This window comes from Streptomyces sp. NPDC058741 (genome assembly GCF_042746715.1).
In the GTDB taxonomy this organism is placed as follows: Bacteria; Actinomycetota; Actinomycetes; order Streptomycetales; family Streptomycetaceae; genus Streptomyces.
In genome coordinates this window covers 13,770-38,776 of sequence record NZ_JBHYQH010000015.1, presented here as the reverse complement: position 1 = coordinate 38,776, position 25,007 = coordinate 13,770, and the positions used below count along the sequence as shown (strand labels likewise).

19 protein-coding genes and 1 pseudogene are annotated in these 25,007 nt (G+C 74.5%); 10 read left to right on the top strand and 10 right to left on the bottom strand.

Annotated elements, in window-relative coordinates; translation table 11 throughout:
- Nucleotides 1-259 precede the first annotated feature (259 nt).
- From ACFW6P_RS14870 to ACFW6P_RS14860, 3 genes are read right to left on the bottom strand one after another with little or no spacing between them, the layout of a single operon-like run.
- Entirely contained in the window at nt 260-1,603 is a 1,344-nt protein-coding gene (locus ACFW6P_RS14870; RefSeq protein WP_386359279.1) for an MFS transporter, read from the bottom strand.
- Nucleotides 1,604-1,653: 50 nt separating this feature from the next.
- Entirely contained in the window at nt 1,654-2,421 is a 768-nt protein-coding gene (locus ACFW6P_RS14865) for a glycerophosphodiester phosphodiesterase (RefSeq protein WP_386359278.1), read from the bottom strand.
- Nucleotides 2,418-3,071: a YitT family protein gene (locus ACFW6P_RS14860; RefSeq protein WP_386359277.1), complete on the bottom strand. Its 654-nt coding sequence runs from the start codon at nt 3,069-3,071 to the stop codon at nt 2,418-2,420. Before ACFW6P_RS14860 ends, ACFW6P_RS14865 begins: the two co-directional genes overlap by 4 nt.
- A gap of 99 nt (nt 3,072-3,170) precedes the next feature.
- Here ACFW6P_RS14860 and ACFW6P_RS14855 point away from each other — a divergent pair, with 99 nt between their 5' ends.
- Complete coding sequence (locus tag ACFW6P_RS14855) at nt 3,171-4,670, top strand: PLP-dependent aminotransferase family protein (protein WP_386423817.1); 1,500 nt, start codon at nt 3,171-3,173, stop codon at nt 4,668-4,670.
- Between the two features lie 6 nt (nt 4,671-4,676).
- Here ACFW6P_RS14855 and ACFW6P_RS14850 read toward each other — a convergent pair whose 3' ends face one another.
- Nucleotides 4,677-6,395, bottom strand: coding sequence for a hypothetical protein (locus tag ACFW6P_RS14850; protein ID WP_386359275.1), 1,719 nt, complete (start codon nt 6,393-6,395; stop codon nt 4,677-4,679).
- Nucleotides 6,396-6,446: 51 nt separating this feature from the next.
- Nucleotides 6,447-6,641, bottom strand: coding sequence for a hypothetical protein (locus tag ACFW6P_RS14845; RefSeq protein WP_386359274.1), 195 nt, complete (start codon nt 6,639-6,641; stop codon nt 6,447-6,449).
- A 297-nt stretch (nt 6,642-6,938) separates the two neighbouring features.
- Here ACFW6P_RS14845 and ACFW6P_RS14840 point away from each other — a divergent pair, with 297 nt between their 5' ends.
- The 5 genes and pseudogenes from ACFW6P_RS14840 to ACFW6P_RS14820 all read left to right on the top strand — a co-directional run bounded on the left by ACFW6P_RS14840 (nt 6,939) and on the right by ACFW6P_RS14820 (nt 12,532).
- Nucleotides 6,939-7,331: an ankyrin repeat domain-containing protein gene (locus tag ACFW6P_RS14840; protein ID WP_386359281.1), complete on the top strand. Its 393-nt coding sequence runs from the start codon at nt 6,939-6,941 to the stop codon at nt 7,329-7,331.
- Between the two features lie 300 nt (nt 7,332-7,631).
- A complete protein-coding gene (locus ACFW6P_RS14835) occupies nt 7,632-9,050 on the top strand; it encodes a HEAT repeat domain-containing protein (protein WP_386359273.1) in 1,419 nt (472 codons plus the stop codon).
- A gap of 183 nt (nt 9,051-9,233) precedes the next feature.
- On the top strand, nt 9,234-10,361 hold the full coding sequence (locus ACFW6P_RS14830) for a glycosyltransferase family 4 protein (RefSeq protein WP_386359272.1): 1,128 nt from the start codon (nt 9,234-9,236) through the stop codon (nt 10,359-10,361).
- Nucleotides 10,362-10,492: 131 nt separating this feature from the next.
- Entirely contained in the window at nt 10,493-11,650 is a 1,158-nt protein-coding gene (locus tag ACFW6P_RS14825) for a glycosyltransferase (protein ID WP_386359280.1), read from the top strand.
- 104 nt (nt 11,651-11,754) lie between these two features.
- Nucleotides 11,755-12,532, top strand: a pseudogene (locus ACFW6P_RS14820) (SGNH/GDSL hydrolase family protein).
- Nucleotides 12,533-12,573: 41 nt separating this feature from the next.
- Here the strand turns inward: ACFW6P_RS14820 and ACFW6P_RS14815 are convergent.
- Genes ACFW6P_RS14815 through ACFW6P_RS14795 form a run of 5 tightly spaced genes read right to left on the bottom strand, consistent with a single transcriptional unit; the run spans nt 12,574 to nt 16,952 of the window.
- Entirely contained in the window at nt 12,574-13,443 is an 870-nt protein-coding gene (locus ACFW6P_RS14815) for a biotin-dependent carboxyltransferase family protein (protein ID WP_386359271.1), read from the bottom strand.
- Nucleotides 13,440-14,057, bottom strand: coding sequence for an allophanate hydrolase subunit 1 (locus tag ACFW6P_RS14810; protein ID WP_386423815.1), 618 nt, complete (start codon nt 14,055-14,057; stop codon nt 13,440-13,442). Before ACFW6P_RS14810 ends, ACFW6P_RS14815 begins: the two co-directional genes overlap by 4 nt.
- Nucleotides 14,054-14,812: a LamB/YcsF family protein gene (locus ACFW6P_RS14805; RefSeq protein WP_386359269.1), complete on the bottom strand. Its 759-nt coding sequence runs from the start codon at nt 14,810-14,812 to the stop codon at nt 14,054-14,056. Before ACFW6P_RS14805 ends, ACFW6P_RS14810 begins: the two co-directional genes overlap by 4 nt.
- A gap of 14 nt (nt 14,813-14,826) precedes the next feature.
- Nucleotides 14,827-15,654, bottom strand: coding sequence for a putative hydro-lyase (locus ACFW6P_RS14800; RefSeq protein ID WP_386359268.1), 828 nt, complete (start codon nt 15,652-15,654; stop codon nt 14,827-14,829).
- Nucleotides 15,651-16,952: an MFS transporter gene (locus ACFW6P_RS14795; protein ID WP_386359267.1), complete on the bottom strand. Its 1,302-nt coding sequence runs from the start codon at nt 16,950-16,952 to the stop codon at nt 15,651-15,653. Before ACFW6P_RS14795 ends, ACFW6P_RS14800 begins: the two co-directional genes overlap by 4 nt.
- A gap of 170 nt (nt 16,953-17,122) precedes the next feature.
- Between ACFW6P_RS14795 and ACFW6P_RS14790 the strand changes: the two genes are divergently transcribed.
- From ACFW6P_RS14790 to ACFW6P_RS14775, 4 genes are all read left to right on the top strand, one after another.
- A complete protein-coding gene (locus ACFW6P_RS14790; protein WP_386359266.1) occupies nt 17,123-17,818 on the top strand; it encodes a GntR family transcriptional regulator in 696 nt (231 codons plus the stop codon).
- 68 nt (nt 17,819-17,886) lie between these two features.
- Nucleotides 17,887-19,413, top strand: coding sequence for a hypothetical protein (locus tag ACFW6P_RS14785; protein ID WP_386359265.1), 1,527 nt, complete (start codon nt 17,887-17,889; stop codon nt 19,411-19,413).
- A 31-nt stretch (nt 19,414-19,444) separates the two neighbouring features.
- Nucleotides 19,445-20,326 carry a hypothetical protein gene (locus ACFW6P_RS14780; protein ID WP_386359264.1) on the top strand — a complete coding sequence of 294 codons (882 nt, stop codon included), beginning with the start codon at nt 19,445-19,447 and terminating at the stop codon, nt 20,324-20,326.
- 35 nt (nt 20,327-20,361) lie between these two features.
- On the top strand, nt 20,362-24,993 hold the full coding sequence (locus ACFW6P_RS14775) for a hypothetical protein (RefSeq protein WP_386423813.1): 4,632 nt from the start codon (nt 20,362-20,364) through the stop codon (nt 24,991-24,993).
- Nucleotides 24,994-25,007 lie beyond the last annotated feature (14 nt).

The following is a 25,007-nucleotide window of genomic DNA, read 5'->3' as shown; positions in this document are numbered from 1 at the left end:
GCCTCCCGGGCTTGTCGCCCACAGGACAGGTGTCGCTGTCGTCGTCATCCGGTCAACGTCCGGTCGGCGGTAAAGATTCCCGTTCCGAGTCCCGTTCCGGGTCATGCGTCGCCGTCGTAGCCGCCCTTGTTGTACCCACCAGTGCCCGGTTTGTCACATCTGCTAGCAGATGTGACGCGCCGTTTCGGCATCTTTGACGCGCAGTAACGGTACGTCTGGCAGGCCAAACGCGTACACTACAGCCCTTTCGTCTCGAGTGCTAAATCCTCTCGGGAACCGGATTCCCCGCTTCTTCGATCGCACGCCGCACCGGGACCCGGGCGAGCAGGGCGAACCCCAGGACGAAGAAGACCACCAGCGAGATGATCGCGTCCCGGTAGCTCCCGGTCAGCTGGTACGTGAGCCCGAACAGCAGCGGCCCGAGCCAGCTCATCCCGCGGTCGCTCATCTCGTACGCGGAGAAGTACTCGGCCTCCTTGCCGGGCGGGACGAGATGGGAGAACAGGGAGCGGGACAGCGCCTGGCTGCCGCCGAGGACCAGGCCGATCCCGGCGGCCAGGACGAAGAACCACACCGGCGCCCCGGCGGGCAGGAAGAACCCGGCGGCGAGCGTCCCCGTCCAGGCGACCAGTGAGCCGAGGATCGTGGGCTTGGCCCCGTACCTCCGGGCCAGCCTGCCCATCGTCAGCGCCCCGGCGACCGCCAGCACCTGCACCAGCAGCACGGCGCCGATGAGGGTGGACTGCCCGAGGCCGAGTTCCTCGGAGCCGTAGACCGAGGCCTGGGAGATCACCGTCTGGATGCCGTCGTTGTAGACGAGGTAGGCCAGCAGGAACGCCAGGGTCAGCGGATGGCGGCGCATGTCGCGGACGGTCGCCGCGAGCTGCCGGAAACCCGGGAGCGCCGCCTCGCGCCGAACGGTCCTGCGGTCGCGCAGCCGGGTCAGCGGGATCAGGGCGAAGGCGCCCCACCACAGGCCGGCCGAGGCCAGGCAGACGCGGACCGCCGCGCTCTCCGAGAGGCCGAAGCTCTCGTGCCCCGTGTAGAGGACCAGGTTGCCCACGAGGACCAGGGAGCCCGCCGCGTAGCCGAAGGCCCAGCCGCGGGAGGAGACCGCGTCCCGCTGCTCGGGTGGGGCGATCTGTGGCAGGTAGGAGTTGTACAGCATCATCGCCACCGACTGGGCGGCGTTCGCGACGACCAGGAGGGCCCCGCCGAGCAGATAGCGGTCACCGTCCAGGAAGAACATGGCCGCCGTGGCCGTGGCCCCGAGGTAGGCGGCGGCCGCGAGCAGCGGCTTCTTGCGTCCGGTGCGGTCGGCGGCGGCACCCACCAGGGGCATCACCAGCACGGCCACGATCACCGACAGGGACACCGAGTACGCGAAGAAGGACCCGGCGCGCACCGGGATGCCCAGCGGGTGGACGTACCCGCCGGCGTCTGCGGCCGACTCCGCGACCGACGTCAGGTACGGGCCGAGGAAGACGGTGAGCACACTCGTCGAGTAGACGGAACACGCCCAGTCGTAGAAGTACCAGCCGCGCTGCTCGCGCCTGAGATCCGCCCCGTCGGCGGGCGGTGTCCGCAGGGTTTCGGTGCCCACCCGTGCCCTCGCTTCCCCGTGCACGCGTGAAGGCGCGGGGCCCCGGGGTCTCAGACCCAGACGCCGCGGTCCTCCATGACCTCGCGCAACGTGTCGATGTGATCGGTCATGATGCCATCCACACCGAGGTCCAGAAGCCGGTGCATGCTCGCGGCGTCGTCGACGGTCCACACGTGCACCTGGAGCCCGAGCGCGTGGGCCGTGTACAGGAAACGCCGGTCCACGACCTGGATGCCGGACTGCATCTCCGGGACCTGGGCCGCGACCGCCGAACGGCGCACCGCGGCCGGCAGTCCCCAGGACCGCAGCCGCAGACCGAGCACGCCCCGCGTGCCGTACGACGTGGCCAGGCGCGGGCCCGCCAGCCGCTGGGCGCGCACCACCCTGGCCTCGGAGAACGAGCCGAGGCAGATCCGGTCCCAGGAGTTCGTCCGCTCGACCAGGTCGAGGAAGGGCAGGAGGGCGGCCTCCGCCTTCACGTCGACGTTCCAGCGCACCTCGGGGAAGGTCTCCAGGAGCTCCTCGAACCGCGGCACCGGCTCGACACCGCCCACGCGCGCGTGGCGTACCTCCCGCCACGGCAGGTCGGCGATCCGGCCCGCCCCGTCCGTCATCCGGTCCAGCGTCTCGTCGTGGAAGGCCACCAGGGTGCCGTCCAGGGTGGTGTGGACGTCCGTCTCGATGTAGCGGTACCCCGCCTGCACGGCGGAGCGGAACTGCCGCACGGTGTTCTCCAGGCCGTTCGCGGCCCCGCCCCGGTGGGCGAAGGGGATCGGGCCGGGATGGTCGAGGTAGGGATGGCGTATCCGCGAGGTCACGGACGCAGTATCGCTCCTCCTGGTCGACCGGAGGCAACGACGGTGCTGCCGCCGGGTGCCGGGTGGACGGCGAACACGCGCAGGAACACCTGGGAGAGCGGGCCGATCGACACCGCGTACAGCAGCGTGCCGACCCCGACGGTGCCGCCCAGGGCGAAGCCGGTCGCCACGACCGTGAGCTCGATGCCCGTGCGCACCAGGCGGATCGAGACGCCCGTGAGCTGGTGCAGGCCGGTCATGAGGCCGTCGCGCGGGCCCGGGCCGAAGCGGGCCGCGATGTACAGTCCGGTCGCCGCGCCGTTCAGGACGATCCCCGTCGCCATCAGCGCCACGCAGAGCGCCCAGCCCTGCGCGTCGGGGACGAGGGCCAGCGTCGCGTCCATCGCCATGCCGATGACCAGCACGTTGGAGATCGTGCCCAGGCCCGGTCGCTGGCGCAGCGGGATCCACGCGAGCAGCACCACGGCGCCCACGATCGTCAGGACGACGCCGATCGGCAGACCCGTGCGCTCGGCGAGGCCCTGGTGCAGCACGTTCCACGGCTCCAGTCCGAGCCCCGACCGGACGAGCAGCGCCGAGCTCGCCCCGTACAGCGCGAGACCGACGTAGAGCTGGATCAGCCGCCGGGCGAGACGCCCCCGCGTGGACATGATGTGCCCCCTGTGGTGGTAGTGGACTGCCGCATGACACCCTGTGGCTTGAATGGAGAAGCCATCCAGGGCCAATCCGGGGAAGGTGGACTGATTCCGATGGCGCAGTGGACCTCGGCCGTGGGGGCGGCACAGCTCGCCCGGCTGCTCAAGTCCCAGCAGGACCGCCCGGCAGGGCCCGGCACTCGCCGGCCGCCCGCCTACCGGGCACTGGCCGACGGCATCCGGCTGCTCGTGCTGGAGGGCCGCGTGCCGGTGGCCGCCCGGCTGCCCGCCGAGCGCGAACTGGCCCTCTCCCTCTCCGTCAGCCGTACGACGGTGGCCGCCGCCTACGAGGCGCTGCGCGGCGAGGGGTTCCTGGAGTCGCGCCGGGGCGCGGGCAGCTGGACGGCCGTCCCCGCAGGGAACCCGCTGCCCGCCCGAGGGCTGGAGCCGCTCCCGCCGGAGGCCCTGGGCTCGGTGATCGACCTCGGCTGCGCCGCTCTGCCGGCGCCCGAGCCGTGGCTGACCCGGGCGGTCCAGGGCGCCCTGGAGGAGCTGCCGCCGTACGCCCACACGCACGGCGACTACCCCGCAGGGCTGCCCGCGCTGCGGGCGATGATCGCCGAGCGCTACACCGCGCGCGGGATCCCGACCATGCCCGAGCAGATCATGGTGACGACCGGGGCCATGGGCGCCATCGACGCCATCTGCCACCTGTTCGGCGGACGGGGGGAGCGCATCGCCGTCGAGTCGCCCTCGTACGCGAACATCCTCCAGCTGATGCGGGAGGCCGGGGCACGTCTCGTGCCCGTGGCGATGGCCGAGGGCCTCGCGGGGTGGGACATGGACCGCTGGCGGCAGGTCCTGCGGGACGCCGCGCCGCGCATCGCGTACGTCGTCGCCGACTTCCACAACCCGACCGGGGCGCTCGCGGACGAGGACCAGCGGCGGCGGCTGGTGGACCAGGCGCGGTCCGCGGGGACCGTGCTGATCGCCGACGAGACGATGACCGAGCTGTGGCTCGACCCGGACGTGCGGATGCCGCGGCCGGTGTGCGCCTTCGACCCGGCCGGGTCGACCGTGATCACGGTCGGTTCGGCGAGCAAGGCGTTCTGGGCCGGTATGCGGATCGGCTGGGTGCGGGCCGCGCCGGACGTGATCCGCTCCCTGGTCGCGGCACGCGCCTATGCCGACCTGGGGACGCCGGTGCTGGAGCAGCTGGCGGTCAACTGGCTGTTCGGGACCGGCGGGTGGGAGCAGGCCGTGGAGGTCCGGCGGGAGCAGGCCCGGCAGAACCGCGACGAGCTGGTGGCCGCCGTGCGGCGGGAGCTGCCCGGATGGGAGTTCGAGGTGCCCCGGGGCGGGCTCACGCTGTGGGTCCGCACCGGAGGCCTCTCCGGATCGCGGCTCGCGGAGGCGGGGGAGCGCGTGGGTGTGCGGGTGCCGTCCGGGCCCCGGTTCGGGGTGGACGGTGCGTTCGAGGGATACGTGCGCCTGCCGTTCACCGTGGGCGGGGCGGTGGCCGAGGAGGCGGCGGTGCGGCTGGCCGCGGCGGCCGCGCTGGTGGAGAGCGGCGGGGTCGGGGGTGCCGAGGCGCCGCGCACCTTCGTGGCCTGACCGTGACTAGGTCGACTTCGCCTCCGTCGGCTTCGTGAGGACCGCTACCGGGTCCGGGAGCGGCTCCTTGGTCAGGACCGGCGCCGGGTCGGGCTGCGCGTCCGGAGCCTGCGCTGCCTGCGCCGTCCGCTCGAACGCCGCGACCGGTTCCGGCTCCGGTTCCCGGTCCGCCGGGGCCGGGGCCGGTTCCGGGACCGTCTCGCCGTCCGCCGGTGTCGTGCGCGGCGGGAGGAGTGCCAGGACCGCCTCGCGGTGGGCGTCGGGCGTCGCGTCGTCGTAGGGGTTGGGGGTGGCCGGTACCTGGACGCGGTGGACCGGGCCCGTGCCCAGACGGGCGTAGCCGCGGCCGGGCGGGACCTCGTCCACCGGGGTGGTGCGCGGGGGTGCGCCCAGGACCGACTCGAGCTGGTCCGCCGTCGCGGGGCCGAGGACCACCCGCGCCCGCGTGTGCCGGCGCACCGGTTCGCCGAGCGAGTCGAGGCTGTCCAGCTGGTCGGCGATCACCACCGTCACGTTGGCCGGGCGGCCGTGCCGGAGGGGGACCTGGAGGAGCAACTGCGGGTCCTTGCGGTCGTCCTCGGCGGCGGCCAGATGGGTGAACGCGGTCGGGCGGTCCAGCAGGATCCACAGCGGGCGCTTGGTGTCGTCGGGTGGCGGGTGGCCCGCCTGGTGGGCGCGGTTCGCGGCGATGAGACGGCGCTCCGTCTCGGTGGCGGCCCACTCCAGGCTCGCCGTCGCCCCGGAGAGGCCGCACTCGACGGCCAGGACGCCGTCCCGTCCGGTCAGGCAGGCGTACTCGCCGGTGCCGCCGCCGTCGACGATCACCACGTCACCGTGCTGGAGGGCCTGCAGGGCGATCGACCGCAGCAGGGTGGAGGTGCCGCTGCCGGGCTGGCCCAGGGCGAGCAGGTGCGGCTCGGTGGAACGCAGTCCCGTGCGCCAGACGACCGGGGGCACGTCGCGCCGCTGTCCGCCGTGGGTGAGCGGCAGCGTGCGGCGGACCCGGGTCGGGTCGGTGAAGCCGAGGACCGTCTCGCCCGGGGTGGTGACGAAACGCTGGGCGGTGATGTCGTCGGGGAGCGGCGCCAGCACGGCGACCGTCAACTGGTTGCCCTCCTCGTCCCAGGTGAAGTGGTACTCACGGCCCCGGCCCGACTTGGCCACGAGGAGGTGCTCGATCCGGGCCCGGGCCTCGGCCTCGCCGTCGGTGAAGTACGCCGGGTAGCGGACGACGAGGTGGGAGATCCGGCCGCCGCCGTCGAACGAGTAGGTGGGGAAGACCTTGTCCCACGCGCCGCCGTGCGCGTACAGCGGCTCCGGGTCGTCGGCCGAGGAGAAGTACGGCACGAGCGCCTCGTACAGGGACCTCAGGCGCTCGCTCTGCGACTCGTCGGGCCCGTCGGACGCCGCCGGTGCGCGGTCCCGGCCCTGCCAGGCCGCCGCCGCCATCAGGGTGACGGCGGCGAGCAGCGGTCCGTACGGCACCAGAGCCACCACCAGGACCACGGAGGCCGCCAGGAACAGCAGCGCCCCCCGCTTCTCCTTCGGGGTCGCGGTCCATCTGCGCCGCCCGGCGGATGCCAGCCGGCGCAGACCCCGCGCGATCGCGATCAGCGGATGGAGGATGTCCGTGGCGCTGTCGGCGGCCGTCCGGGCCAGCTCCCGGCTCCGGGCGAGCTGCGCGCTGCCGTTGCTCAGAATGCGGGGGAGGGGGCGCCGGGCCACTGCTGCCTCCAGGAGGTGCGTGCGAGCGGGATGCGTACGGGGGTGGGGGCGTCAGAACTTCATGCCGTTGAGGAGGCTCGCCAGGCTCTCGCCGCCCGCCTTGATGCTCGGGGCGATGGCCGTGCTCGCCAGGTAGAAGCCGAAGAGCATCGCCACCACCGCGTGGGAGGCCTTCAGGCCGTCCTTGCGGCAGAAGACGAAGAGGACGATGCCGAGCAGGACCACGCAAGAGATCGAGAGGATCATGTGGGTTCTCCTGGTTCGCGGGGACAGTCACCATGAGTACTTCCAGGCTCACAGGATGTATCCATACGATAAAAGGTGCAACCGGGTTGAAAGTGGATGATTTTCCCCAACCGGCGCAGCAGTCCTTGACCGGGTTGAGCTGGGCTGTCGCGGTGCGCCGGGTCTGCGGTGATCTTCACCTCGGGCACATCGGGTCATGTGAGGCGCGAGCCAGTACCCTGGCGATTCACCCGTACGGCTGTGCCACCCGAGGCGTACACAGCCGACGTGACGCGTACTGGAGAGGCGGTCCGGCCGATGACCGAAGTCCCCGACCCCGAGGTCGTGGAGCTGGCGACCAAGATCTTCGATCTGGCCCGGCGGGGACGGACCGAGGAACTCGTGGCGTACGTCGACGCGGGTGTTCCCGCCGACCTCACCAACGACCGCGGCGACTCGCTCGTGATGCTCGCCGCCTACCACGGCCACTCCGACGCGGTGCGCGCGCTGCTCTCCCGCGGCGCCGAGGCAGACCGGGTGAACGACCGGGGCCAGACCCCGCTCGCCGGAGCGGCCTTCAAGGGCGAGACGGACGTCGTCAAGGCCCTCCTGGAAGGCGGCGCCGACCCGTCCGCCGGTACGCCCTCGGCGGTCGACACGGCCCGGATGTTCGGCCGGACGGAACTGCTCGAACTGTTCGGCCAGCACTGAGCCGACCAGTCTGACCTGCAACGACACACACAACGGGGGAGGCGGTACAGGGCCGCCGAAATTTCGGTCGCGGCAGACGGAAGTGCCGGGTCATCATGACGACGTGGTTCACGGACGTGATGGTTGGGCAGGTGTTGCCGCACCGCGCGGGCCGTGACGCGGTCCGCAAGGGCCACCGACGAGAGGCAGAGGAAGATGGTCTACAGCAAGCAGGAAACGGCGGGCACTCCGGCGTGTTGTCGCGCGGCCAGGTAGTACACGTCCCCGGTTGCGTCGACGCTTGATGTGAGGCTGTTTCCCATGTTCGATCCGGTCATAGCGCCCAGCGGTACGCTGCTCGGCCTGCTCCAGCGGGGCCGCGGCGACGGCACGCTGCACGCGCTCACCGCCCCGCGCCCCGAGGCGCTCGCGGCGCTGAACCACTGCGTGCTGCGCGACCCCCGCCACGACTGGCAGGTGGAGAACCGCTCCCTCTACTACGCACGGCTCTTCCTCGACCTGAACGGCGAACTGGACGAGGTCGAGGCCCACCTCTTCGGCGCCGAGGACGTCCTCGACACGGACGAGTCGCGCACCGGACTCGCCCTCGCCGTCCTCGGCCACCTCGCCTCCTACGGCAGGCGAGACGCTCTCCAACTGCTGCGCAGGTACGCCGCCCACGGCTCCAACTGGGCCTGGGCCCTCGACGAGCTGGCCCTCAGGGACGACGACGCGGGCCTGCGCGCCCTCGCCGCCCCCGTCCTCGCGCGCTTTCCGGCCGATCCGGAGGGCGACGCCGAGCTGGCCGCCGCCGTCCGGGACGCCTTCGAGCCCCGGCCGTGGCGGCTGTGGGCCGAGGATCCGCGCGCATCCGTCGCCACGCGCGTGCGTGCCGCTCACGAGACCGGCTGCTTCGACCGCTGGCAGCGGCAGATGCGACCGCCCGGCCCGCGCCCCGGCTGGAGCGTGCGGGCCGTCTTCGAATGGGCCCAGCAGGGCCTGGAGAGGGGCGCCGCGCTCCATGTGCCGGCCGCCCGGTGCCTCACCGCCGTCGCGGGCCCCGACGACCGGCCCGAGATCGTCCGGACGGCCGGGGACGGCACCGACGGAGCCCGCTGCACGGCCCTGCGCTACCTCGCCGACAGCAACGACCCCGCCGCCCTCGACCTGATCGAAGGCGCCGTGGCCACCGGCTCCACGGTCGTCGTGGACGCCGCCGTCGACGCCTTCGAACGGATGCGCTCCCTCGCCGCCGTCGACCGGGCCCGCGGCTGGGCCGGCCGGCCGGACGCGCTGGGCGCCGCCGCCGGACGCGTCCTCGCCTGCCGGGGCGGAGCAAAGGACCGCGACCAGGTCCTCGCCGCGCTGCGCGAGGCCGTGCGGGGCGAGGGCCCCGACGCCCCGACCCTGTGGACCCTCGTCGACGGCACCGGACGGCTCGGCATCGCCTGCGCGGCGCCCGTCCTGCGCCACGTCTACCGCGAGACCGCCTCCTCCCACCTGCGCGGCCGCGCCGCACGCGCCCTCGCCGCCACCGACCCCTCCTTCGCCACGGGCTTCGCCGTCGAATGCCTCTGGGACTGCGAGGAGACCACCCGCGGACTCGCCGCCCGGCACGCCGAGACCGGAGACACCCGCGTCGTCGAGCGACTGCGCCGGCTCGCCGCCGACCCGGCCGAGGAGGACGAGGTGCAGACGGCCGTGCGCAGCCGGATCGGGCCCGAGGAGACCGCCGTGTGATCCTCTGAGCGACGATGCCCGGGCGGATTCAGGCCGCCGAGGTGAACACGGGGTGACTCGCTGGTCAGCGCGGTGTGGACACCGTCTGACCTGCGCGAGCGCGCCTCAGAAGCTCATGGGACGTTCCTCGTCCGGAAAGATCCACGTCGACGGGGTCACGTCCGGCGCGGCGACAACACCGGTATGCGTGTCGTCATCGTGACCGAATCCTTTCCCCCCGACGTGAACGGCGTGGCCCACTGCGCGCTCCAGACCGCCCGGCACCTCGTCGACCGCGGTCACGCCCCCGTCGTCGTCGCCCCGGCCCCCGCACCCGGCAGCAGGCCCGGCGCCGAAGCGCCGTGCCCCGTCGTCCACGTCCCCTCCCTGCCGCTCCCCGGTTACCCCCAGGTCCGCGTCGCCCTGCCCAGCCGCCGCCTGGCCGCCACGATCGCAGAGCACCGCGCCGACGTCGTCCACCTCGCCAGTCCCTTCGTCCTCGGCGTGCGCGGCATGGCCGCGGCGGCCCGGCTCGGTGTTCCCGCCGTCGCCGTGTACCAGACCGACCTGGCCGGATACGCCCGCACCTACATGGGCACCGGGGAGGCCGCCGCCTGGCGGCGCATCCGCTCGGTGCACGGTTCCGCCGACCTCACCCTCGCCCCCTCCAGCGCGGCCCTGCACGACCTCCGGGCCCACGGTGTGCCCCGGGTGGAGCTGTGGCCGCGCGGCGTCGACACGGAACGGTTCCGTCCCGACCGCCGCGACGAGGCACTGCGCCGTGCGCTCGCCCCCGGCGGCGAGCCGATCGTCGGCTACGTCGGCCGGCTCGCCCCCGAGAAGCAGGTCGAACTCCTCGCCGGGGCCGCCGCACTGGAGGGCGTCCGGCTCGTCATCGTCGGTGACGGCCCCAGCCGGGCCTCGCTGGAACAGGCCCTGCCGGGCGCGGTCTTCCTGGGCCGGCGCACCGGTGACGACCTCGCCCGTGTCTTCGCCTCGCTCGACGTGTTCGTGCACACGGGCCCCTTCGAGACCTTCTGCCAGACCGTCCAGGAGGCCATGGCGAGCGGCCTGCCGGTGGTGGCGCCCGCCGCCGGCGGACCGCTCGACCTGGTCGCGCACGGGCGGACCGGGCTGCTGGTGCCGCCGCGCGACGCGACCGCCGTACGGGACGCGGTGCGCGCCCTGGCCGCCGAGCCCGGGCTGCGGGCCGCCTTCGGCGCCGCCGGGCGCGCCACGGTCGAGGGGCGCACCTGGGCGGCGGTCGGCGACCGGCTGATCGGGCACTACGCGCGGGTGCTCACCGGGCGCCGGACGGCGGTGGCGGCATAAGTGCGGCGGAAGGCTCGCGAGCGGGAGGCAAGGGCTCCGGCGGCGTGAACGGCCCAGGCGACGGGCAGGCCTCCGGCGACGTCGGCAGCCCGAGTGACGGGCGGGGTACGGACGGCGGGAACGGCCGGTCGCTGCGCATCGTCCGGCTCGCCAACTTCGTCGCGCCCGCGTCCGGCGGGCTGCGCACCGCCCTGCGGGAACTGGGCAAGGGCTTCCAGGAGGCCGGGCACGAGCCCGTCCTGGTGGTCCCCGGAGAGCGGGTCGGCGACGAGGAGACCGAGCAGGGGCGCGTGATCACCCTCCCCGGCCCGCTGCTGCCCGGCACCGGCGGCTACCGCGTCCTCGCCGACAGGCGGCGCGTGGCGCGGCTCCTGGAGGACCTCGCGCCGGACCGGCTGGAGGTGTCCGACCGTACGACCCTGCGGTGGACCGGCGCATGGGCGCGACGCGCCCGGGTGCCCGCCGTGATGGTCTCCCACGAGACGGCGGACGGCGTACTGCGCACCTGGGGCCTGCCAGAGCGGGCCGCCCGGCGCGCCGCCGACGCCCTCAACCGCCGCACCGCGCACACGTACACGCGCGTGGTGTGCACCACCGAGTTCGCCGAGCGGGAGTTCGTGCGCATCGGGGCACGCAACGTGGTCCGCGCTCCGCTCGGTGTCGACCTGGCGCGACGGCACCCGGGGCTGCACGACCCTTGGCTGCGGGCGCGGCACGCACGCGCGGACGAGACGCTGCTGGTGATGTGCTCCCGGCTGTCCGTGGAGAAGCGGCCCGGCACGGCACTGGACGCCCTTCAGGCGCTGCGGCGGCGCGGACGCCCGGCGGTGCTGGTGGTGGCCGGGGACGGCCCGCTGCGGGCCCGGCTCGCCCGGCGGGCACACGAGAGCGCCCTGCCGGTCACCTTCCTCGGGCATGTCTCGGACCGCTCTGTGCTGAGCGCGCTCCAGGCGTCCGCCGACGTCGCCCTGGCGCCCGGGCCGGCCGAGACCTTCGGACTCGCCGCGCTGGAGGCGATGGCCTGCGGTACGCCCGTGGTGGCGAGCGCGTCGTCGGCGCTCCCGGAGCTGATCGGTTCCGCCGGGGCGGTCGCGGACGACTCCGCGGAGGCGTTCGCGGACGCCGTGGACCTGCTGCTGGAGCGTCCGGAGGCGGACCGGCGCGAGGCGGCACGCGCGCGTGCGGAGTGCTTCGGCTGGGACACGGCGGTCGGCGCGTTCCTCGCCGCCCATGACGCGGCCGCTCCGGCGTGGCCCGTACGCCCGCCCGTGACAGGGGGAGTGGCGTGAGACCGAGGGCCTCGCGGTGCCTGCGCGGTGGGAGGTGTCCCCGCGCTTCGCAGCCCCTCGGTGACGTGCTGACCGAGGGGCTGCGAGACGCCGTCGGGGCAGGGGTGTGGCGCGACTGGGCCGCCCTGCTGTCGGAGGGGCTCGCCGCGCGGCCGGCCCGTCTCACCGCCCTCGCGGTGAGCGGGGCCCAGACCCGGGACGTGCTGGAGCGGCAGTTGCCCGCCGCGCGGGAGCTGCGGCCCGACCTCGTATCCGTGGTCGTCGGCGTCAACGACACCCTGCGCTGCACCTTCGACATCGGGGCGGTGACCGCCCGGCTCGACCGGGTCTACGCGGCCCTCACCGCGCAGGGCGCCATCCTGCTCACCGCCTGCCTGCCGACCCGGGCACCACGCTGGGACTGCCGGGGGTGCCGGCCCGTCCGCCGCCCGGCGGCAACGGGCCGTGAACACGGTGGTGCACGCCCTGTCCGCGCGGTACGGGGCCCCGCACCTGCACGCCTGCGCGGGCGACCGGATCACCGACCGGGCGCTGGGGAGCGCGGACCGGCTGCGTCCCTCGGAGCGGGGGCACCGGCAACTCGCCCTGCGCTTCGACACGTTGCTCGCGGAGTACGGCATCGCCGCCGGGCCCGCGCCCTCGCCCGAGCCGGAGTCTCCCGTCCCGGGCGGGTCGGCGAGCCTGTCCTGGCCGGCCACGGTCGGCACCGGCCGGGTCGCCCGCCGGTGCACCGACCTGCTGCCGCAGCTCCTCGCCCTCCCCGCCGACGAACTGCGGCACCGCGCCCGGCGGACGAGCGCCCGGCTCGCCCTGCGGGCCTCCGCCGCCGTCTCCGTCGCTCTCGCCGCTCTGTCGGTGGCGGAACAGCCGGACGCCGCCTGAACAGGTCCGTCGCCGCGCGGCACCGTGCCGTGCGACACCCCTCAGCGCCGGCGCACCGCCACGAACCGCACCGGCGTGCCGGGAACCGCCTGGGCGGCGGCCGGCAGGTCGGCCGGGCGGACCACCGCGATGACCGGATAGCCCCCGGTGGTCGGATGGTCCGCCAGGAACACCACCGGCCTGCCGTCGGGCGGCACCTGGACGGCTCCCAGCACCATGCCCTCGCTGGGGAGTTCCCCGGACCGGGAGCGCTCCAGGGCGGGTCCTTCCGTGCGCAGACCGATGCGGTTGCTCGCCGAGGACACCCGGTAGGCGCGGGAGAGGAAGGTGCGCACGGCCCCGGAGGTGAACCAGCCGTCGCGCGGGCCGAGCGTCACCCGCAGGACCAGTTCGGCCGGAGGCGCCGGCTGCGGGGCGACGTCCACGCGCGCGTGCGCGCCGCTCGGCCGGCCCAGCGGCAGGACCGTGCCGTCCGTGAGCGGGGCCGGACCCAGCCCCGACAGCAGGTCGGTCGAGCGGCTGCCGAGGACGGGCTCGACGGCGATGCCTCCGGAGACGCCCACATAGGTGCGTACGCCCGACCGGGCGGGGCCGACGTCCAGCAGCGTCCCGGCCGGTACGCGCACCGGCGCACCCCAGGCGACGGGCCGGCCGTCCACAGTGACCCGGCAGGGCGCCCCGGTCACGGCGACGGTGACGGTGCAACGGGGGCGTACGGCACAGCCGTCGAGGGTCGTCTCCAGCACCGCCGCGCCAGGGGGATTGCCGGTCAGCCGGTTGACGAGGTCCGCTGCGGGCCGGTCCAGCGCCCCGGAGCGCGGCACGCCGAGGTGGGCGTGCCCGGGGCGCCCCAGGTCCTGCACGGTGGTCAGGGCCCCGGCTCGTACGACGGCCAGCGCGCGGTCCGTCATGCGCCCGCCTCGGGGACGAACCGCACATGCGTACCGGGCGACAGCAGGGCGGCCGGCACGCGCGCGTGGTCCCACAGCACCGCGTCGGTCGTGCCGATCAGCTGCCAGCCGCCCGGCGAGGAGCGCGGATACACGCCCGTGTACGGGCCGGCCAGGGCCACCGACCCGGCCGGGACGGCCGTGCGCGGGGTGGAGCGGCGGGGGACGTCGTAGCGGGGCGGCAGGCCCGTGAGGTAGCCGAAGCCGGGGGCGAAGCCGCAGAAGGCGACCCGGAACTCGGTCTGCGCGTGGACGCGGGCCACCTCCCGCTCCGGCACGCCCCAGTGCGCGGCGACGTCGGCCAGGTCGGGTCCGTCGTAGCGCACGGGGATCTCGACCACCTCGCGCGCGTGGGGAGGAGCGGGCGGCAGATCGGCGGCGGTCAGTTCGGCCGCCAGCCGGGCGGGGGAGTCGAGGCCGTCGAGGAGGACCGTACGGGCCGCCGGGACGATCTCGCGGGCCGTGAGCGAGCCCTCCGCGCGGCGCCGCAGCAGCTCCGCGTGCAGGGCCTGGGCCTCCTGGCCCGAGGAGACCTCGACGAGCAGGGCGTCCTCGCCGACGGGCAGGACCCTCATGCGAAGGCCTCCACCCGGACCCCCGAGGCCTCCAGCCGCTCCCGCACCCGGCGCGCCAGATCCACCGCGCCCGGTGTGTCGCCGTGCAGGCACAGGGACCGCGCGCGCACCTCGACGCGCGCCCCCGAGCGGGAGACGACCTCGCCGGAGCGGGCCAGGCCCAGGGACCGCTCCACGACGGCGTCGGGGTCGGTGACCACCGCGCCCTCCTGCGTGCGGGGGACGAGGGTGCCCGCGTCGGTGTACGCGCGGTCTGCGAACGCCTCGCCGACCACGGGCAGTCCGGCCTTCCCCGCCAGCTCCAGCAGGCGCGAGCCGGGCAGGCCGAGCACCGGCAGGGCGGCGTCCGCGAGGAGCACGCCGTCGACGACCGCGGCGGCCTGCTCCTCGTCGTGCACGACCCGGTTGTAGAGCGCGCCGTGCGGTTTGACGTAGGACACGCGGGCACCGGCCGCGCGGGCGAACACCTCCAGCGCGCCGACCTGGTAGGCCACTTCGGCCGTCAGCTCGGCCGACGGCACGTCCATCGCGCGCCGGCCGAACCCGGCCAGGTCCCGGTAGGACACCTGGGCGCCGATCCGGACCCCGCGGACGGCCGCCAGCTCGCACACCCGGCGCATGGTGGCCGCGTCCCCTGCGTGGAAGCCGCACGCCACGTTGGCGCTGGTGACGACGGACAGCAGCCTTTCGTCGTCGGTGAGTTGCCAGCGGCCGAAGCCCTCGCCGAGGTCGGCGTTGAGGTCGATCGAGGTCACGGTCGTGTCTCCTGTCAGGCCACGCGGTACTGCTCGTCGCGGGCGTCGGTGAGGAACATCTGCCCCGGGGCGTGGGTGAGGGCGAACGGCGGGCGCGAGGCCATCACGGCCGCCTGCGGGGTCACTCCGCACGCCCAGAACACCGGGATGTCGTCCGGTTCGGCGTCCACCGGGTCGCCGAAGTCGGGGCGGCCGAGGTCGTCGACGCCGAGGCCCGCGGGGTCGCCGCAGTGTACGGGGCTGCCGTGCACCGCGGGCAGCAGACTGCTCTCCCGGATGGCCGCCGACAGGTGCCGCGGCGGCACCGGCCGCATCGACACCACCAGCGGCCCGTGCAGCCGCCCCGCCGGACGGCACTGCCGGCTCGTCACGTACATCGGGACGTTGCGGCCCTGCTCGACGTGGCGGATCGGCACGCCGGCCTCGCCCAGCGCCCACTCGAAGGTGAAGCTGCAGCCGATCAGGAACGACACCAGGTCGTCCCGCCAGTGGGCGCGCACGTCCGTCGGCTCGTCCACCAGCTCGCCGTCCCGCCACACCCGGTAGCGCGGCAGATCGGTGCGCAGGTCCGCGCCCTCGGCGAGGACGGTCGTCCAGGATCCGGCGTCGGTGACGTCGAGGACCGGGCAGGGCTTCGGATTGCGCTGGCAGAACAGCAGCATGTCGTAGGCCCAGTCGGCGGGCACCGAGATCAGGTTGACCTGGGTGTGGCCCGCCGCGACACCGGCGGTGGGACCGGTGAGGCCGTCGCGGAAGCGGGCCCGGGCCGTTCGCGGGCTCCACGCGCGCGCGTGCTCGTCGGTGAGGACCACGGGACGGTCCTCGGTGCCCGCGCGGCTCACGTCAGCTCCTTGCCGCGCGTCTCCGGCAGGCCGAGCAGGGCCAGCGCCGCGACGCCGTAGCCGATCGCACCGAAGACCAGCGCGCCGCCCACACCCCAGCTGTCCGCCAGGAACCCGACCGTCGTCGGGAACACGGCACCCACCGCACGCCCGGTGTTGTACGTGAACCCCTGGCCCGTGCCGCGCACGGCCGTCGGGTACAGCTCGCTCAGGTACGACCCGAAGCCGCTGAAGATGGCCGACATGCAGAACCCGAGCGGGAAACCGAGCACCAGCACCAGGGCGTTGGCGCCGCTCGGTATGTTCGCGTACGCCAGGATGCAGACCGCCGACAGCAGCGCGAACAGCCAGATGTTGCGCCGTCGGCCGAGCCGGTCGGTGAGGTAGCCGCCGGTCAGGTAGCCGGTGAAGGCGCCCGAGATCAGGAACGTCAGATAGCCGCCGGTGCCGACGACCGACAGGTCGCGCTCGGTCTTGAGGTACGTCGGGACCCAGGTGGCCAGCGTGTAGTAGCCGCCCTGGACACCGGTCGACAGCAGCCCGGCGAAGATCGTGATCCGCAGCAGGCCGGGCTTGAAGATGGCCTTGAACGAGCCCTTCTCCGCGCTCTGTTCGCGCGCCGCGGCGGCCTCGGGCGCGTCGTGCACGCTGCGCCGCACCCAGATCACCAGCAGCGCGGGCAGCGCCCCGGTCCAGAACATGATGCGCCAGGCCAGGTCGTCGTCGGCGACGGTGAAGACGAGGGTGTAGACGAGCGCGGCCAGACCCCAGCCCACGGCCCAGGAGCTCTGGATCGCGCCGAGCGTACGGCCCCGGTTCTTCGCGCTCGCGTACTCGGCGACCAGGATCGCGCCGACCGCCCACTCCCCGCCGAAGCCGAGGCCCTGGAGCGCCCGGAAGACCAGCAGCGTCTCGTAGTCGGGCGCGAAACCGCAGGCGACCGTGAAGACCGCGTAGGTGATGACCGTCAGCATCAGCGCCTTCACACGGCCGACACGGTCCGCGAGCATGCCCGCGAGGGCGCCGCCGACCGCGGAGACCACCAGCGTCACCGTGGTGAACAGGCCGGTCTGGCCGCTGTTCAGGCCGAAGTACGCCGCCAGCGCGACCATGCTCAGCGGCAGCGTGAAGTAGTCGTACGAGTCCAGGGCATAGCCGCCGAAGGCGCCGGCGAACGCGCGGCGGCCGCGCGGGCCGAGGGCCCGCAGCCAGCCGAACGCCCCGTCGTCCGGGGCGTGTGCGGTGTTCGCGGGACGCGTGTCGTCGGTCAGGGCCTGTGGCGGAGGGGTCGTGCTCATGGGCACCTCGCAGAAGAAGGACGGAGGGTGCTTCGGGGAGCCGTGCCGTACGGAAGCGGTCGGCGCCGTGGTGCGGGAGGCGGCGCCGTGCGTAGCACCGTAGAGGATTGTTCAACGATCCCTCAATACCCATGTTGGTTCGTTCTTGGGATCTGCGATTGAATTCCGGCATGGCAGAGCAGCTGAAGGGCCTCGCCGACGACCGGGCCCTGCTGGGGCGCACCAGCACCGCCGAACGGGTCGCGGACATCCTCAGGAGCCGCATCGCGGAGGGGTACTTCCCGCCCGGCACCCGGCTGTCGGAGGACAGCATCGGCGGCGCGCTCGGGGTCTCCCGCAACACGCTGCGCGAGGCGTTCCGGCTGCTCACGCACGAGCGGCTGCTCGTCCACGAGCTGAACCGGGGCGTCTTCGTCCGGGTCCTGACCGTGGAGGACGTCGAGGACATCTACCGCACCCGCCGGCTCGTGGAGTGCGCGGTGGTCCGCGGCCTGGGCGAGCCGCCGTACGGGCTGGACGGGCTCACCGGCGCCGTGGAAGAGGGGCGCCGGGCGGCCCGGGAAGGCGACTGGAACGGTGTGGGCACGGCCAACATCCACTTCCACCGGGAGCTGGTGGCGCTGGCCGGGAGCGAGCGCACGGCCGAGCTGATGCGCAGCGTCTTCGCCGAACTGCGGCTGGCCTTCCACGTGGTGGACGAGCCGAAACGGCTGCACGAGCCTTACATCGCACGAAATGTCGCGATACTTCAGGCCCTTCAGGATGGTGACCGGAAGGAGGCCGAGCGCCTTCTCGCCGGTTACCTCGACGACTCCCTGCACCGGGTCGTCGAGGTCTACCGGCAACGGGTGGGCGAGGACGCCTGAGGCGGGACGGCCGGAGGCGCACCGCGCCGTTTGGGCCGATGTCAGACCCAGGACCTACTCTGTGCACCGTGACTTCGCCTGCATCGACGGACAGCGTTCCGCCCCAGCTCGGCGCGGGGCCGCGCCCCGCACCGGGGCCGGCCGCCGACGAGGGTCTGGCGCGGCGCCTGCGCGCGCTCGCGTGCACCGCGCCGCTGCACGACCTGGACGTGCGCAAGGCCAACCTCGCGGGCGAGTACTCGGTCTACGGCATGGCGGAGGTCGCCCTCGCGGCCATCGACCTGGTCACCCTCACCATGGACTTCGACACGGGCGCCGAGCACGACCAGATCGTCGCCCGCCTCGGCCCGCGCATCGCCGCCCAGGCCCCGCAGCGCCCCGCCGCCGAGCACGAGCGGGTGGCCCGCTGGGTCCTGGAGAACCTGATCAACGTCGGCAGCGTCGACCGCGGCTTCCGCGCGGTGTACGGAACGTTCGGCGCGGACGGCACCTATGTGCGCCGTGACTACGACTTCAAGCTGATCGAGGAGGTCCCCGGCCCCGGCGGCACGGTCTACCTGCGCACGACCGACGAGGCGGTCAACGTCCTCGTCGGCGCCCTCGACACGGACGTCACCAGCGCGCAGATCGCCGCCGAGGTCAAGCTGGAGGTGCTGATCAGCCGCGGCCGGCTCGCCGACGCCCAGCTCGCGGCCGAGCAGGCCCGCTACCGCACCGTGCAGTACTCGGAGACCCTGCGCAGGGCCCTGGACGCCACCCGGCGCAACGTCCGCGCGGTGGACTGGCTCCAGGCGGTCCCCGACATGATCGCCGAGGCCCTGGAGCACGTGGCCGACCGCTACCGCCACGAGAACGCGATCCTCACCAACATCCGCAAGGCGCGCGACGAGTCCGAGGACCCCGAGCAGAAGCGCCGCGCCGCCGAGCTGGTCGACATCGTCAAGGACTGCATCCGGCGCCACACGCAGCTGCAGTCACGGCTGCTGGAGGCCGGGCCGCTCTTCCGCGCCGAGCAGGACCGACAGGCCTTCGCCACACCGACGACCACCTCCGGAATAGACCTCTACGGGCATCTCGTCTCGCCCGTCCTGCCCCTGCCGCTGGAGCGGGCCGTCCGGGTCACGGACGCGTTCTTCCGCCGCGGGACCGGGCTGCGCACACCGGTGTCCGTCCGGGTCGCCGACCTCGTCGACATCCTGCTGACGCCTCCGGTGGAGCGGGAGCACCTGGGCGCCGAGATGCCCGAGCCGGACCTCATCGCCACCCCGGACGACAGCCGGTTCAGCGAGGAGCAGATGGCGGCGGCCCAGGAGCTGCTCGACCTGCCGGCGGACGCCCCGCGCAGGCTGTCGGGGCTGCTGGCCGAGGCCCGCCGGCGGGATCCCGAGCTGCCCTACCTGGTGGCCCTGCTGGCGGTGCACGCCGCCAGCCCGCCCGTCGGCACGGCCTACCGCCAGGGCGAGCAGAAGCTGCTGTTCGCCGTGGACGACGGGGCCGAGCTCGACGACCCGGAGTTCGGCGGCGCGGACCTCGTCGTCGGCACCGCGCTGCTGGATGCGGCGGGGATGGCGGCGGACCGGACGGAAGCAGCATGAGTCAGTTCGAGAGGCACAAGGAGTCCCGACCGTGAGCGAGCATGTCGAGTGGAGCGAGCCGGAGGGAGCGGCCCCCGCGGCCACTGCCCCTGTCACTCCCGCCGACGCCGCCGACGCGGCGCGGCTCGTGTCCTTCGGGCTCCAGCCCAAACTGCAGCCCGCCCGCGACCAGGAGTACGCCGACCTGCTGCGGCGCTACCGCGAGAACCCGCCGTTCGCGCGGCTCGCCGACGCCGTGGCGACCGGACTGGGACTGGTCGTGCTGGAGGTGTCCCCGCGCGCGGGCATGGCCGTGACCGCCGCCGAGGACTCGGTCTTCGCCGTCCGCATGGGTGACTACGCGCGTCGCACCTCCGCCGACGGCGGCGACCGGTTCCTGCACGGACTGGCCCATCTCGCCGTCGCCGCCCTGGCGTTCCCGCGCCCCGAGGACCTCGCCGACGAGGGCTACATCGGCCGGATCACGGTCAACGGCGTCGACGCCTTCGTGCGCCAGGTCTGCCGCCGCCTGGAGGAGCGCGCCGCGGAGCAGGGCGAGAACACCGATCCGGCCACCGACGCTCCCGGCCTGGAGGCCGCGTGGCGGATCTGGGTGCGGCGCAGCGCGACCGGCGCCACCAAGGACGCCCGCAGGCTCGCCGGCTCGACCACCGGCATCGTCGCCAAGGCCGTCGCGTTCCTCACCGACTCCGGCTTCCTGCAGCGCACCGGCGACGACAACGGCGGCACGTACCGCACGACCGCCCGCTACCAGCTCCAGGTGCGCGACATGGCCGGCAGCGCCGCCCTGGCGGAGCTGCTGGAGCTGGGCGTCGTCCCCGTCACCGACGGCACCGCGACGCTGCTGCCCCCCGAGGACGGCGACGCCCTGGACCTGGTCGCCGAAGCCGGGCTGCCGTTCCACTCCTCCTGACCCCCCCACTTCACGAAGACTTACGAGAGTCCGCCATGTACGAGCTGTCCCGCGTCCGCCTCTACTCCATCGGGCCCGCCGGTGCGCGCTACGCCGACACCGTGCTCGACCTGCGGGGCGTGGGCGGGATCGTGCCCGACCCCGCGCCCACGCAGGCGGAGTTCTTCGAGGAGGAGCCCGTCGGCCCACCGCGCCGGCCGGCGCCCGCCGGTGTGCTCTTCCTGGAGAACGGCGGCGGCAAGTCGGTGCTGCTCAAGCTGATCTTCTCCGTGATGCTGCCGGGCCACCGCAACACCCTCGGCGGAGCCAGCTCCGGCGTGCTGCGCAAGTTCCTGCTCGCCGACGACTGCGGGCACGTCGCGCTGGAGTGGCAGCACGTGCTGACCGGTGAGTGCGTCGTCGTCGGCAAGGTCAGCGAGTGGCGCGGCCGCCAGGTCTCCAACGACCCGCGGAAGTTCGCCGAGGCCTGGTACTCCTTCCGGCCCGGTCCCGGGCTCAGCCTGGACGGCCTTCCCGTCGCCGAGTCCACCTCCGTACGGCCCCCGGCCGAGGGCCAGTCGGGAGCGCGCGGGCGGCGGCGCACGATGAAGGGCTTCCGCGACGCCCTCACCGAGGCGGGCAAGACGTACCCGCACCTGGAGGTGCACTGGGAGGAGATCCACGACCGCTGGATCGAGCACCTCGGCGACCTGGGCCTCGACCCCGAACTGTTCCGCTACCAGCGCGAGATGAACGCCGACGAGGGCGAGGCCGCCGGTCTCTTCGCGGTCAAGAAGGACGCCGACTTCACGGACCTGCTGCTGCGCGCCGTCACCGACACCCGCGACACCGACGGACTCGCCGACCTCGTCAGCGGCTTCGGCAACAAGCTGGGCCGGCGGGCCGAGCTGATGGCCGAACGGGACTTCACCGCCGGGTCCGTCGACCTGCTCGGGCGAATCGTCGAAGCCGCCGAGACCCGTTCCCGCGCCCGGGACGTCCACGCCGGGGCCGAGCGCCGCACGCGGACCCTGGCCCGCAGGCTGTCCGCCCGCGGCGTGCGGGAGCGGGCCCGGGCCGCCGACCTGGCGCAGCGGGTCACCGCCGCCGCGCGCGCCGTCACGCACGCCGAGACGACCCGCGAGCGCAGCGCGCTCATCGCCGCCGAACTCGCCTACCGGCACGCCTCCCTGGCCCTCGCCGCCGCGGAGAAGTCCGCCGCCGCACAGAAGCGCGAGCTCGCCGACGCCCGCACGCTGTACGCCGCGTGGCAGGCCGCCGAGGCCGTCCTGCGCCACCGCGCCGCCTCCGACCGGGTCACCCGTGTCTCGGCGGCGATCCAGGAGGCGGAGCGGGACGCCGCCCCCGCCCTGGCCGCCCGCTCCCGGGCCGCCGTCGACCTGGTACGGGCGCTGCACGCCGCCGCCGGGAAGGCCGAGAACCAGGCCAACGAGGAGGAGGAGCGGTCCGCCGCCCTCCAGGAGGTCAGCGACGCGGCCTACCGGGACTCCACCGCCGCCGCCACGCGGGCCCAGCGCGCCCGCAGTGAGATCGGCCATCTCAAGCAGCGCCTCGTCGAGGTCGAGCAGGAGACCGCCGAGGCGGTCAGGGCGGGCTGGCTCGACGACTCCGCCCCGGACGCCGACCCGGCCCGCGCGGCCCTCGCCGCCAGCGACGCCGAGAAGACCGCCGTCGCCGCCTGGGACTCGGCCCGCGAGGCGTCCCGCAGGGCCGCCGGGCACGCGCGCGAGGCGGCCGCCACGGAGTCCCGCGCCGAGCTGACCGCGGCCCGCGCGGCCGACGCGGCGACCGCGGCGCAGCGGTCGTACGAGGCAGAGCGCCGCACCGCCGAGGCGCTGGCGGGAGAGGAACGGCTGACCGAACTGCTCGGCCTGGCCCCGGGGACCCGCCCGGGCATCCCGCAGCCCCGCCACGGCGGTGAGCAGCCCGCCCCGTCCGGCTCCGGCGAGCAGGGGCTCGGCGCCGAAGAACTGGACCGTTTCGCCGCCGACCTGCGCGACCTGCTCGAGGACGCCGTCACCTCCGCCGAACGCCAGCTGTTCGAACTGCGCACGGCCGCGGCCGACGACTCCCGCATCCTCGGGGCGCTCGGCGACGGCGGCCTGCTGCCGCCCGGCCCGGACGTGCTGGCCACGGTCGAGTTCCTCGGCGAGCACGGCATCCCGGCGCTGCCCGGCTGGCGCTACCTCGCCCAGGCCGTCGACCCGGCCGACCACGCGCGCGTGCTGGCCGCCCGGCCCGAGCTCGTCGACGGCGTGATCATCACCGACCCGGACTCCCACGCCCGCGCCCGCGAGGCCCTGGGCGACGCGGCGCTCCTGCCGCGCTCCGCCGTGGCGGTGGGCACGGCCGCCGCCCTGCTCGCCCCGGCACGCGCCGCGGACACCGGCAGCGGCGACGTGTTCCTCGTCCCGCCGAACCCGGCCATGCACGACGAGCACGCCGCGGACGAGGAGCGGCAGGCCCTGCGCGCCCGGGCGACCGCGCGCGACGAGGAGATCCGCACCCTCGCCGCCCGGCTCGGCAAGGACCGCGAGCTGGCCGCCCGGCTCGCCTCCTGGCGCACCGGCTGCCCCGCCGGGCAGCTGGCCGAACTGGCCCGGACGGCGCACGACACCCGCGCTTTCGCCGAGGAGTGCGAGGCCGAACTGGCCGAGGCGCGCACCGTACGGGCCGAAGCCGACGAGGCCGCCGCCGAGGCCGCCCGCGTCCGGGACGAACGGCAGGAGGCCGCCCAGAAGGCCCGCCGGTCCGCCGACGCCCTCGCCGGACTCGCCTTCCGGCTGCGCGAGCGGGCCGGCTGGCAGGCCAAGCTCCGCGAGCTGGCCGACGAGGCCGCCGAGTCCGAGGCCGGTGCCCAGGCCTTCCTGGACCGTGCCCGGGCCGCCGACGAGGACCGGCGCGCCGCCCAGCGCGCCGCCGACGACGCCCGCCGCACCGCCCGCGCCCTGCGTGCCGAGCGCTCCGAGATCGCGGGCGCCCCCGACGACGTGCCCGAGGGCGACGCCCAGTCCTCCAAGGCCTCCCTGCCCGCCCTGCGCGAGGCCTACCGGGCCGCGTCCCAGGTGTACGAGAAGGTCGGCGTCGGCGCCGACCTGCGGGCCGAGCAGGCCCGCGCGGAGAGCGACGAGAGCGCGGCCCGCGCCGAGCTGGACCGGCTGAGCAACAAGGTCCGCACGCGCGCGGAGCAGCTCCTCCAATCCCCCGACGGGTCCGACGGCCCCAGCCGCCAGGCCGCCGCCGCCCGCGCCGAGGAACTGGTGCAGCTCCTGGAGACCCGGATGTCGAGCGCCAGCGAGCAACTGGGCCGGCTGCGCGGCGAGGCGGAGCGGCTCGCCCCCGAGGACGGCGAGACCCACACCGAGCTCCCCGAGGACCTCCGGCCCCGCGACGCCGAGCACGCCCAGACTTTGCTGCGCACCGCCACGGCCGAACTCGCCTCCCGCACCGAGGCGCTGAACCAGGCCCGCGAGGCCCACGCCGAACTCCTCGACGCCCACCGCGCCGCCGAGGACGCGGCGAGCGGCTTCGACGAGATCGCCGCCCTGCTCCGCGACCTGCTGCGCGAGCACGCCACGGAGGAGGAGCAGGAGGAGACCGAGCCGTACCCCGGCAGCCCGGAGGAGGCCCGGCATGCGGCCGCCGAGACCCGCCGATCCCTGCGCGGCTGCGCCGCCGACCTGTCCGCCGCCGAGGCCGCCGTCCGCGAGGCCAGTGACATCCTCGTCAGGCACGCCAACTCCACGCGCTACGAACAGGTCCGCACCCCGGCACGCCAGCAGATCCGCGAACTGCCCGCCTCCGCGCTGCCCGAACACGCCCAGAAGTGGGCCGACGCCTTCGCGCCCCGGCTCCGCGTCCTGACCGACGAGCTGGAGCAGCTGGAGCGCAACCGCGACTCGATCGTGGACCGGCTGCGCGGACTGGTCGAATCCGCCCTGGCCACCCTGCGCTCCGCCCAGCGGCTCTCCCGGCTGCCGGAGGGCCTCGGCGAGTGGTCGGGGCAGGAGTTCCTCCGCATCCGATTCGAGGAGCCCGACCAGGCCGTGCTCACCGAGCGGCTCGGCGAGGTCGTCGACGAGGCGACCCGCGCCGCCGTGAAGAAGAACTCCGACCTGCGGCGCGACGGCATGTCCCTGCTGCTGCGCGGGGTCGCCGCGGCCCTGCAGCCCAAGGGCGTCGCCGTCGAGATCCTCAAGCCGGACGCGGTGCTGCGCGCCGAGCGCGTCCCCGTCGGGCAGATGGGCGACGTCTTCTCCGGCGGCCAGCTCCTCACCGCCGCCATCGCCCTGTACTGCACCATGGCCGCCCTGCGTTCGAACGACCGGGGCCGCGACAAGCACCGGCACGCCGGCACGCTGTTCCTCGACAATCCCATCGGCCGCGCCAACGCCACCTACCTCCTGGAACTGCAGCGTGCGGTCTCGGACGCCCTGGGCGTCCAGCTCCTCTACACCACGGGCCTGTTCGACACCACCGCGCTGGCCGAGTTCCCGCTCGTCGTCAGGATGCGCAACGACGCCGACCTGAGGGCCGGCCTGAAGTACATCAGCGTCGAGGAGCACCTCCGCCCGGGCCTGCCGCAGCAGCCGCAAGCGGGAGAGGCGGTCCACAGCGAGATCACCGCGACCAGGATGTTCAAGCGCCCGGCGTCCGAGACGCCGTAGGAGTGCTGTGGGGG